Annotated in this window: 11 protein-coding genes and 1 pseudogene; 6 read left to right on the plus strand and 6 right to left on the minus strand. The window is 42.5% G+C overall.

Annotated elements, in window-relative coordinates; genetic code table 11:
- Positions 1–861: 861 nt before the first annotated feature.
- Positions 862–2208, plus strand: coding sequence for a transposase (locus tag ACO6UY_RS22985; RefSeq protein WP_422491413.1), 1347 nt, complete (start codon positions 862–864; stop codon positions 2206–2208).
- 57 nt (positions 2209–2265) lie between these two features.
- On the opposite strand, the gene ACO6UY_RS22990 is transcribed toward ACO6UY_RS22985, so the two are convergent.
- Positions 2266–2631, minus strand: a complete 366-nt coding sequence (locus ACO6UY_RS22990; RefSeq protein WP_422491415.1) for a hypothetical protein — start codon at positions 2629–2631, stop codon at positions 2266–2268.
- A gap of 376 nt (positions 2632–3007) precedes the next feature.
- Between ACO6UY_RS22990 and ACO6UY_RS22995 the strand changes: the two genes are divergently transcribed.
- Both ACO6UY_RS22995 and ACO6UY_RS23000 read left to right on the plus strand, forming a co-directional pair.
- Positions 3008–3364 (plus strand): hypothetical protein, encoded by a 357-nt coding sequence (locus ACO6UY_RS22995; protein WP_422491416.1) that lies wholly within the window; start codon positions 3008–3010, stop codon positions 3362–3364.
- Positions 3361–4212 (plus strand): transposase, encoded by an 852-nt coding sequence (locus ACO6UY_RS23000; RefSeq protein ID WP_422491418.1) that lies wholly within the window; start codon positions 3361–3363, stop codon positions 4210–4212. Before ACO6UY_RS22995 ends, ACO6UY_RS23000 begins: the two co-directional genes overlap by 4 nt.
- 7 nt (positions 4213–4219) lie before the next feature.
- Here ACO6UY_RS23000 and ACO6UY_RS23005 read toward each other — a convergent pair whose 3' ends face one another.
- The 4 genes from ACO6UY_RS23005 to ACO6UY_RS23020 form a co-directional block, all read right to left on the minus strand.
- Positions 4220–4873, minus strand: a complete 654-nt coding sequence (locus tag ACO6UY_RS23005; RefSeq protein ID WP_422491420.1) for a hypothetical protein — start codon at positions 4871–4873, stop codon at positions 4220–4222.
- Between the two features lie 10 nt (positions 4874–4883).
- Positions 4884–6098, minus strand: coding sequence for an MFS transporter (locus ACO6UY_RS23010; protein ID WP_422491421.1), 1215 nt, complete (start codon positions 6096–6098; stop codon positions 4884–4886).
- Entirely contained in the window at positions 6098–7315 is a 1218-nt protein-coding gene (locus ACO6UY_RS23015) for a hypothetical protein (RefSeq protein ID WP_422491422.1), read from the minus strand. Before ACO6UY_RS23015 ends, ACO6UY_RS23010 begins: the two co-directional genes overlap by 1 nt.
- A 122-nt stretch (positions 7316–7437) precedes the next feature.
- The gene (locus tag ACO6UY_RS23020; RefSeq protein ID WP_422491423.1) at positions 7438–7770 is read right to left on the minus strand and encodes a hypothetical protein; all 333 of its coding nucleotides are present in this window, start codon (positions 7768–7770) and stop codon (positions 7438–7440) included.
- Positions 7771–7900: 130 nt separating this feature from the next.
- Here ACO6UY_RS23020 and tnpA (ACO6UY_RS23025) point away from each other — a divergent pair, with 130 nt between their 5' ends.
- The gene (gene tnpA / locus ACO6UY_RS23025; RefSeq protein WP_422491424.1) at positions 7901–8206 is read left to right on the plus strand and encodes an IS66 family insertion sequence element accessory protein TnpA; all 306 of its coding nucleotides are present in this window, start codon (positions 7901–7903) and stop codon (positions 8204–8206) included.
- Positions 8207–8457: 251 nt separating this feature from the next.
- On the opposite strand, the gene ltrA is transcribed toward tnpA (ACO6UY_RS23025), so the two are convergent.
- Complete coding sequence (gene ltrA, locus ACO6UY_RS23030; protein ID WP_422491426.1) at positions 8458–9783, minus strand: group II intron reverse transcriptase/maturase; 1326 nt, start codon at positions 9781–9783, stop codon at positions 8458–8460.
- Between the two features lie 638 nt (positions 9784–10421).
- Between ltrA and tnpA (ACO6UY_RS23035) the strand changes: the two are divergent.
- Both tnpA (ACO6UY_RS23035) and tnpB read left to right on the plus strand, forming a co-directional pair.
- Positions 10422–10724 (plus strand): annotated as a pseudogene (gene tnpA, locus ACO6UY_RS23035) (IS66 family insertion sequence element accessory protein TnpA); the annotation flags it as partial.
- A complete protein-coding gene (gene tnpB / locus ACO6UY_RS23040) occupies positions 10721–11089 on the plus strand; it encodes an IS66 family insertion sequence element accessory protein TnpB (RefSeq protein ID WP_422491427.1) in 369 nt (122 codons plus the stop codon). The pseudogene tnpA (ACO6UY_RS23035) and the gene tnpB, both read left to right, overlap by 4 nt.
- Positions 11090–11337 lie beyond the last annotated feature (248 nt).

The following is an 11337-nucleotide window of genomic DNA, read 5'->3' on the forward strand; positions in this document are numbered from 1 at the left end:
TGCCCCCTGTTTGGACGCTTACTCGACAAGTAGGGGGAGTCTGCCCCCTGTTTGGACGCTTACTCGACAAGTAGGGGGAGTCTGCCCCCTGCTTGGACGCTTACAAATCGGGAAAATGTAGCCACTTGTCTTGTAAGCGACTGTCATAAAAAGGAAAATTCAGCGATATTCAGATTTTAAAGCTGCCGTCTATTAGGTGACTACGAAACCTATCTCTGAATTTTTCTGGGCAGTTATCGTCTACGAAAGTCAGTCGTTATCTTAGTCAGTATCTGACTAACGAAACGACCGTTTTCGTTTATCACATATGGATGATGTAAAGGTACGGGTTTCTTCGACGAATAGCGTCGGAAAAAATCCAAAATGACCTTTTTATCGACACCCCACCTCACAAGGAGGAAAATTGCGTTTTTCGTCTTGTCAATCAGTCAGCTACTGACGATGTGGCGCAAAAAAGGGTATTTGCTGGCCATCCCTCAATTGGCAAACAACACTAGAACCCCATTCTCTTTTGGCCAAAACATGACACAGTGAGTGACGGCCTGAGCCATATCAGAGAGTAGCTTTGTTATGTTTGATCTCTACGGGTATAATTTCCGCCCAAAGGCTGGGTTATTGATTCGTGGCGAACTGAAAAAGAACTGATAAAACAATCCCCCAACTTTCCCTGGCAAAAATCGCGCCCTGGTCAGGTCTATCCGAGTTTAATAAGAAAATTTCATAATAAAAAATACTCCTTTGCTTCCTTGGCATACATCTGTATAAGTGCTTTTTCAGGTATTTCAATCTTTCCAGCATTTAGTTTTCTTGACTCGACTTTAGAGTGAACAGGCTTCAATAGTTGCCCGAAAAAAGTGCAAGATGGCGACTCCGAACCCGATAACGTTTGAAGCCGCCATGCTCACCCAAGAACAGAAAACCATCCTCGGCAAGCTGGGCTATTACATCTCTTTTCTGGCTCTGGCGCTACCCTCAAGATCAGTACCAACGTTCTGCGAACTGCTCGTCGCCAGCATGATCACCGCCGAGGGCTTTGTCACCCAGTCATGGCTACAGGGAAGGCTCCATAACTTCTGGGGCAGCTACCATAAATGGTTGGAAAAAGGCCGTTGGCGAAGCTATCAAGTCGTTGCCCGCTTTATGCAGTTATGCTGCCTTGCCATTCCAGAAACACAGCCCATATTTCTGGTTATTGACGATACTCTTGTCCTTCGCTTCAGTGAGAAAGCTCCTGGCAGTGGCATCGCCTTTGAGCATGCCCACAAACGAAACCAGGCGCGTTATGTACTTGGGCAGTGCTTTGTTTACCTGACCATGGTTCAGCAGCGTCCCACAGATGAGGTTCAAACCTCGATACCATGGCTGGCACGGATGCCATCTGAAACGGGTAATACCAGTAAACTGTTTACAGCCAAGGCACTGCTGCGATTTACCCATGCCGTCATTGGTGATCGGTCTGCCTACGTGCTGTTGGACTCCTGGTTTATGAGGGGGCATGTAATCCGTCATACTCAGGACCTTGGTTATCATGCCATCGGCCAGGTTCGCCATGACCTCGCTTTGTTCCTGCCACCACTGCCCGAACCGAAGAGGCGAGGACGGCCCAGAATTTACGGAGAAAAACTGACGAAAGAGAGAGTTCAACAGCTCCCGGAACACAAGGTAAAAATGCACCTCTATGGGCGAATACGCACTGTGCATTACAGAAGTTGCCGGTGCCGAGTCAGGATACTTAAAGGGCAGGAAGTCATCGCAGTCTGGGCAGAGTTCGAGCACAAAGGAAAACGCCGTAAAACCCGGCTGATATTATCTACCGACACCACCCTTGATGCCGTCACAATCCTGCGTCATTACGCCTTGAGATGGCCAATTGAACCGGGGTTTAACCAGATCAAAAACCTGTTTGGAGCCCGCCAGCTCTGGCAACGCAAAAGACAAACACTTTATCGCTGGCTGAACATACGACTGCTGGCTTATGGGCTATTGCAGTTGCTCACTATTCGGACAGGTAAAATCGCACGAAGTCTGGTGAACCAGCCCTGGCGTTCAGAGGATGCCATGACGGCTGGAATGATGAGAGCAGGATTGAAAGAAGTGATTCCTCAATTTAACGTACGTTCCTGCTGCGCCTGTAAGTCCGAAATATTTCGGTTTTCAGATATTGAAAACATCCCCGAACCAGAAGCGTCGACGACCAAGGCAGCGTAATTCACTGCCCTACCCCCAAAGTGTGAGATTGGATACGGTGTTATTTTGCACTGTAGTTTATAACTGAGACTCTAAACCCGAGTTTCTTGAAATATCGACTTTTAAATCTGAATTATTAATGTCAAAATTAATATGTTCATCTAGCTTGTTATTAGCATCATAGTAGTTTTTATACTCAACCCTTGAGATCACCTTATCTTCGTGAGAAAACCTAAAAGCAACGCCACTTGGAATTTCAAGAATGTTGTTTACGCTAATATTTATTTCAATAATACTTTTTTTATTATAAGTTTCACTATATTCCCTTAAGTCAATTAGTTCTACATGTATCTTACTCCCTTCCGGTGCAAGAAAAGTGTAGAATGAGTCTGATAGGGTATGGACTTCGAAAGTATTTATTTCATTTTTTGAAGATAATATCAAAGTCTCCGATATGCAGTTTTTTTGTGTCGGTAACAGAATATATGATTTTTCTGCCCAGCTATGATAATTTAATTCTCGAATACATGAACCTATTATCCAATGGCACTGACTTAATGCCTAATCCCTTGATAATTCAAGGCTTACTCGGAAAGAAGCGACTATAAAAAGTCATCATCATCAATATTTCCCTTCCGAGCAAGCCATGAACAAGTGTAGCCAAGAGTTCCTGAACCTCGCAGATGATTGCCTTCACCAATTAGCACAGACTGGAAGTGATGAATTTTCATCAATCATTACCTCTGATGACCTTAACTCTTTTCAGAGTTGTTACCCCAGCTGCAGGGTACGGGATTTTCCACCCCTCAAAACGTTAACCTTGTTCATGCGACAGGTGGCCAGTGACACTAAATCATGTCGCCACGCCCTCATTGATGACGCGAGAGATCAGGTCGTCAAGGGCAAGAAGAATAAGGTGCCCAACACTGACACCAGCGCCTATTGCAAGGCGAGGCAACGATTGACTGAAGCATCCATAAGAGGCTTGCTGCGCACATCAGGCAATAACCTTGATCGCGCCTCGCCAGAATCGTGGCTATGGCATCAACGTCGTGTACTGCTTACTGATGGTTCAACATTGTTGATGCCTGACACTGAGAAAAATCAGAAAGAATATCCTCAGCCTGGCACCCAAAAAAAGGGCTTGGTTTCCCGATTCTCAGAATCCTCGTTTTGATCTCTCTTGGCAGTGGCGCATTGCTTAATTTTGCTGTGGCTGCCTACGAAGGGAAAGAAACCGGGGAACAAGCTTTGCTCAGGAAATTGTTCTCCCATCTGCAGGATGGCGACATCCTGTTAGGTGATGCGAATTTTGAGAACTACTTCCTGTTGGCTTTGCTGTTACAGGCCAAGGCTGACGTGGTTTTCGAGAAAAATGGTGCCCGCCATATTGATTTCCGGAAATGCGATCAAAAGCTGGGTAGCAAGGATGGATTATTCAAATTAACAAGACCCGTCCGACCTGAGTGGATGAGTCAGGAGCTTTATGATCAGATGCCAGCAGAGCTGGTAATCCGTGCTGTCAAGAACAAACGTCGCACCATCATCACCACTTTACTGGATGTTGAGGAGTATTCCCGGACAGAAATCATTGCGCTGTATCTGAAACGCTGGCACGACGAGATAGATTTTGATGTGATCAAAACGACCATGAAAATGGATATGCTGCGCTGTAAAAGTCCGGAAATGGTGAGAAAAGAAATATCCATCAACTTTCTGGTATACAACCTGATACGGGCACTGATGGGGAAAACAGCAAAGCACATTGACAAGACTCCACGGGAATTGAGCTTTAAAACGGCTCAGGAAACACTGGCGTCATTCCTTCAGACGTTACTGGGAGCATCGGGTGATTGGCTGGAACAGAAGATCATTAATATGATGGACATCATAGGGCAGCATGTTGTTGGGAATCGACCAGGCCGGTCGGAGCCAAGGGCCGTTAAGAAACGACCAAAACCGCATAAAAGGCTCCAACATCCAAGATCACAAGCACGCAGACTCAAGAAATACCAAGGGAAGTGAGCTTAAGTCAGTGCCATTGACCTATTATCCCTATTGGTATCGTGTCGTCAACTAAGTTCTTCGTAATCATGCCAAAGAATGAAACAGATGCTTCTGGGGGAAGCTCCAGCGTACTTGGTGTAATTTTTGGTAGAGAGCTTAAAACCTCTTTAATATCGTCAAACTTATTAGTACATACATAAACATCATCTTCAAATAAATCATTTGCAGTTACAGAAGGCGAGACATATGTACTCATATCATTTCTAGTCACAACACTATTAATATTGTCAAATGAATGAGCTACACCCGGAGGTATCTCAAGTTGTATATCCGGATTACAGGGAATTTTAATTTCAACAAATTTCCCATATGTTTTTGAATTATTCCTACAATCTATAAAACGCCCAAGAATACTCTTGGATTCAGTTGAAAAAAAAGTTAATCTGTCCAATTGGCACTTATGTGCTCCAAATCTATTATTGACAAAGGATTTATGATGAGTGACGTAATGATTAACAATGTTACCCTTATTTGAATGTATACGAAGATCACCATTATTACCAATATCTGAGTATAAGCGATTTCTACAAAATGATAATCCTTCAATGCTTGATATATTTTTCTTTATTTTTATAGAATTATTTTTCATTTCATTAAATATATGTCTTATATTGTTCATGATTATTAACTTATTCCTTTGTTAATCTACCAATCGAATTAAAGTTAAATGATAAAAAAAGAATAAAAACAAACGCAAACAGTATACTTATAAAAATATAAAAAAGTCGTATACCAAATTTATCAAAGAAAAGCCCCGCAGCTACTATAGTGATCATCCCAGAAACTCTCCCAAGTATATCAACAGCAGAGTAAAATGAACCTAAACTATCTTTTGGATAATTAGTTTGCAAAAAATAATCTGATCGACGTAAATAAATAGTTGCCCCAAAGAAGAAAACAAAAATAGCAACATTGGCTAAATAAATACTTTCATAACTAGCAATAAAAGATGCAACAACCATCAGGCCAGTAGATAATAAGAATTCAACCTTGATCTTTGTCTTGTTATAGATCTTAGTTAAAATAAGACCTGCCAATATGGTACCCATGGCTCCAATTGATAATGAAACCCCAATCTCTTCTGTGTTTTCCAAGTAAAGCGTTTTAAAATAAAAAAACCAAAGAAGAGTACAGCTACCTATTGCTATCATTAATATGTTATCAAGTATAATAAACTTCCTCCACTTTCTGTTCTTATAAATACTTCTTAGTGCTTCAAGTGTTAGCTGTATTGACCCAAACACTGTAATTTGATTGCCACTGTTAAGTCTTTCATTAGAACGACCATGCAAATTTACAAACAATATGAAGATAATCAAAGAAGCAACTTGCATACCAATTGACAATGAAAACGATGCAGTTGATCCCATTACCATCACAGAAAATCCACCAACAATCGGTCCGCAGACTTTAACTAGTCCACCAGATATAGCAAGAACCGCATAGAACTTAGCTAATATTTTTTCTCCAAACACTAGTGGTAACGAACTAATTACTACCATGTTTGTAAAATGGTGAATTAGATCGATAAAGAAAGCAGAACCCCAAATCAGTTCTTTCGAAAGACCAATGTACTGAATTAAAGTAATGCAAATTGTAAATACAATGATTTTTACGGCCATTCCAACACAAAATAAAAAATTTAAATTTTTCTTATCAAGGAAACCCCCGGCTAGTAATGAAATGAAAATCTCTGCACTATATCCTATAGCATAAGTTATAGTCCCTGTTGTGATTGTTCCGGTTGATTCAACAGACAGGTTAGCAAAAAAGAAATCGTAAAGGGCCTCTGAAAGTGACAATAAAAATATTATTGTTAATAGTGAGTAGTATGTTTTTTTCATTACTCAGCACCAATAAAAAACTTCTCTGTTTCTAGTTTTGCCAATATATTGACAACTTCCATCGGCATAATACGTTCGGGGGCTTTGAATATATGATTAGCCAACTCATTTTCTGAAACTGAAATTAGAGAGTCATTAACTGATAACTCACCAGCTTCATTATACAAAACCTCTATTTCCGCTCTTATGATAAGCTCTTTTTTACTCGTAATTTTAACAGCAACTCCTGCTGGAATTTTTATATTTATCCTTGGGTCAGATGGTAGTGATACCACCTCCCTTACTCCATCCTTGTCTTTTCTTAAATCATGGAGAGTAATAGTTACCTCTTCAATATTTTCGTTCATTATAGTCATATAAACGTTAAAGTTTTTATAGTAAAAGTAGTCAGATTGTTTATTCATTATTAATATATCTGACACACATGATGATGTGTTTGGTACAATCGTATAAGACTCACTGCCAGTGTAAGCATATTTATTTTTCTTTACACGTACACCATCTATAGAAAACTGACCAACCTCATTCTGTATCTCACTAACTTTGTCCTCAGATTTTAACCATTCGATGTCTTCGAACATTACATATTTATATTCACCATTTACTTTTATTTTTTCCCTGCTGGAATAAAGCTTAGGAGTCTGGAGGATATGTTGTTGAAGCTGAGAAAAAAGCAAATGTGCTTTATCAGGTAATTTATTATTGTTTACCGTTACAAATAATTCAGAACTTACAGGATTCTTTTTTGGAACTGAAACAAGATCATTATTTATATTCCAATCAGCATTATTATCGTCCATATACCAAATCGGTTCATCCCTAGTAATTATACCCTCTAGGCCATCAAAGGAATGCGACACCCCTCTAGGGATAATTAATTTTCTATAAATTGAAGGGCTGAAGTGAATTTCAACCTGACAACCTCTAGTTTTTGAACTCTCACGGTAGTCTGAAAAATATCCAATAATAGTTCTTTCCAAGTTATCAGAAATAAATGTCAACCTATCATCTTGAGCAATATGAATACCCGAAGTACTGTAAGAAAAATCATTTTCATGTGTAACATAGTCTGAAATTTGCGGTCCTTCACTGCTAGCTAGCTTTGTAGAGAAAGGTTCTTTATTCGTAAATTCAAAAACAACATTTTCGGTAAACTCTAGACCAATAATATCAAACTTGAAATTCTTTGTACTATCAGCTATCGACACAACATTCATTTTATTTATCTCTATTTTTTATCTAGATACAAAATAGATTTATTTTTTATTCATTTAAAAAAATGAATTATTTCAAGATGTAAACTAAAAACGAAGCCAGTATACTTGGCTTCGCATCAATTTTAGCCAAGAATGACTTTAATATTTTCTGGAACTACTTCTTGAATTTCTTCAATTGAGGTAAACTCTTCTTTAGCTACTGTTAAAATATGCCTTTGAATCTTTCCAAGGAAACTTTTTATTTCAGATGGATTGTTCAAAAGAGGCTCAACAGCATTCCGAAAAGACCTAAGAGCAGCTTGTTCAGCACTATCTTCAGAATTTTCAATCAAAAGATTTACGTCTTCAATATAACGATTGAAACTATTCTCAGTTTTTTTTTGCAGTACTTTGCATAATATTACCATCCTATTTTTTTTATTTTTGTCGCTAAAACATAATACGACAATTGACACATAAAATCATCAATATGTTCAATTGTCAATATGAAAGTCTTCCAACGTAAGCGCTCATTTGAGGATGTCTTCAAAAATCACAACATGACTGCCAGTCTTTCTCCTGCAAACAACGCAGGAGATGCGAAGCATGAATCAACCGACAAAACCCTTTACCCGCCTCACTCCCGAACAGTGGCAGCAGATTATTGGCCAGCAAATGGCCTGCGGTTTGAGTCAGAAAGCTTTTTGCCAAACTCAAAACAGCAGCTTGGCTACCTTCACAAACTGGAAACGTAAAGTCAAGAGCGATGCTGACACTGACTCTACCAATGTCGTTCAGGCTTCTGACCTGGAATTGATCGAACTCCCAAATAAGCTTAGCGAACCTCCGGCCAGCTCGAACTGGCATATTGAGTTGGAGTTACTGGATATTCTGGCATTGCTTGAACACTGATTCTGCTTGCGACAGGCTAAGCCTGAGGATGTGGGAGGTTCTATGAACTGAAATCATTCACTGAAATCCAGCAGGTTCAACTCCTGCCCGGCAAAGACTAACCATCAACCGGAAGCGAGTCTTGCATAGCCAGTGGCAACGCTGGTTGTGAAGCGTAGACAGCGGGTACTAAAGCCGTGAGGTCACAGTAGGAATGGCGGTCACCCGCCACCCCCTGCGCAGATCCGTTGCACTGCTAGCGCATACGGCTCCTACCTTGAGTATTTAACGTCAAACCGTTGCTCCGGCCATGGATGAAGAACTTTTACTTTGGGCAACACAGTGTTGATGAAGGCACCAAACTTCTTCCAGTTCAGTCTGCTTCTCTGGCTGCGCCGCTTCAAGGCTTTGTACCAAATCTTTTGCACTGCTGTCCTGAAGGCATTGATTCTCAGTCCATTGCCGGGCACCGAAAAGTAGTTCATGTGACCTTGCAGTACACGACTCAACCACTTCAACTGCTCCGGCACGGGGTCATGCCTGTGTTTCAGGAGATAGTCTTTGATCTTGCTCAATGTCGCTCGCATTCGCTCTTTGCTGGTTCGTCTGACAATGTTGAAGTTTCCACTGCTTCGACTAATACCGCAGATATGAGTAAATCCAAGAAACGTAAACGTCTCCGGCTTTCCCTGCTCCCTTTTCTTCAAGTCAACTTTGGCAAAGCGACCAAAGCGTATCAATCGGGTTTTATCCTCATGCAAGGACAAACCAAACTGCCCAAGTCTTTTACCAAGCTCACTCAGGAAGACCTTTGCATCATGCTCACGCTGAAAGCCCAGCACACTGTCATCCGCAAAGCGAACCACAATCATTCGTCCAGAGGCTTCCCGCTTTCGCCATTGGTCAACCCAAAGGTCAAACACGTAGTGCAAATAAATATTTGATAATAGCGGCGATATCACCGATCCCTGTGGCATCCCCCTTACGCTTCGAACACGACGACCATCCTCGTCGTAGAGCCCTACTTGTATCCACTGTCTTATCAAGCGGATAATGCGCTTGTCCCTCACCCGATGCTCTAAAAACATGATCAGCCACTCATGTTCGACCTGTTCGAAGAATTTCCGAATATCCAGATCCAGCACCCAGTTCACCGGATTACGTTTGATTCCCACCGTCAGAGCATCCAATGCATCATGTTGGCTTTTCAAAGGTCGGTAACCGTAAGAAAAACCACGGAAATCATTCTCGTAAATCCCCTCCAATACCTTGACTACCGCCTGCTGGACTATCTTATCTTCCAGACAGAATACACTGATCGGACGCTCACCACCGTCAGCTTTCGGAATCATTATCCTTCTGGCCGCTCGGGGGCGATAGCTTCCTTTATGTAATCGTTCGTGCAAGGATGCCAGCCGGTTATCCAAATCCCGCTGATAGGTTTGCCATGTAACACCATCTACCCCCGCTGCCGACCTCCGTTTCAATTGAAAGAAACAGTCTTTCAACAGATAAGGTGTAATATGGTGAAACAAGGCCGTGAACTGTAAACGACGATCCTTTGCCGCAGCCTGACGTATACCCAACAGATTGGACATAGTGCTATTCCCGCGCTGAGTCGGGTCACGGACATCCTGTTGGATATTCCTCTTGGTCAAACCCCTTTCCTCCACAACCTCCGCCACAGATCTCTCTGCTTTGTTCGGCGCTTCTCAGGTACTATGGGCTTGTCCGACTTCCTGCCGACGACAATAGGCGTATGGCTATTAACCTTCCCTACTGCGCCTCCTATGGCTAAACAGGAGAAACCAGCAGGATCTCCCGGCTCTTGTAGATTAAGAGGGCACAAGATGCGTACCTGCATGCACAAGGTCTCCGACTGCGCGAGGCCCACAGGTCACTTGCGGTGTAGTGCAACCTGCAATATTGCTTTCTGCATCGATTAACAACATCAGCACCTCGGATTATTGGATTTCACAGCTCAATACTTAGCCTACAGGCTCCCCTGCCAACGCTTCACCGGATACCTTACGATATACGGCGCATGACTCGAGGCTGGGGCGACCCGCCAGTCTTACCCCACAGGGACTTTCACCCTTAACATCTTGCCGATTTATCTCGGCACACTAACCGCCAAAATAACCCACGTCCTACCCCGCTGAGATTTGATCGTGGATCATAAAGCCTCTGATTACATGGAGGCTCCGATACCACCTCAGAAACCACTAAAGAACAATGGCTGCAACAGATCGAAGCCTGGCATAACTCCGGGCTTAGCCAAAAAGCCTGGTGCCGACAAAATGGCGTCAGACCATCACAGCTTGGTTATTGGAAAAAGATGCTGTGGGCCGGGAACGCGCCTGCTTCATCATCAAATACCCGTACAGCCTTTTTACCTGTGTCACTGGCTCAGCGTCAGGATCAAACTGGCCAGGCATCCTCAGTCTTAACAGTCTCACTGCCTAATGGTTTGAGTGTTTCTGGTATTGACCACAATAATCTGACCCTGGCTGGACAATTGATCGGGTTACTGCAATGAATCAGCCTGTCATGCGCCCGTCGTCCACTTTGTCTGCGGTCTACCTTTACCGGGATCCCATCGATTTTCGAAAGTCCTTCAAGGGGCTGGCGGTCCTGGTCGAGCAGGAGCTTGGGCATAATCCTTTTGACGGCCATCTCTATGCCTTCACTAATCGCCACCGCAATAAAATCAAATGCCTGTTCTGGGAAGACAATGGCTTTGTACTTTATTACAAGAGCCTGGCAGACGATAAATTCCACTGGCCCAAACCCGATGACGAGCTGATAACCTTAACGGGCCAGCAGCTCAATTGGTTGCTGGATGGCTACAATCTTAATGCCATGAAACCCCATAAAAAAAGGCATTATGATAGCTGTTTTTAGTCTGAAAACTCAGACAGTTATGGTAAAATGACGGCCATGAAATCACTCATTCATACCGTCAGTCATCAGCCAAAATCCGCCTTGAGTTTACTGGTCGGAAATGCTGGAACAGCCCTGGATCTGGAGGCCTAGCTTGAGGCCATCCAGACCATCGACAGTGTCATTCTTGAAAAAGACAGCGCCCTTCTTGAAAAAGACAATGCTCTTCTTGAGAAAGACGACATTATCCAGAAAAAGTCCATCGTCAT

It is taken from the genome of Endozoicomonas sp. ALE010 (assembly GCF_049310165.1).
In the GTDB taxonomy this organism is placed as follows: Bacteria; Pseudomonadota; Gammaproteobacteria; order Pseudomonadales; family Endozoicomonadaceae; genus Endozoicomonas.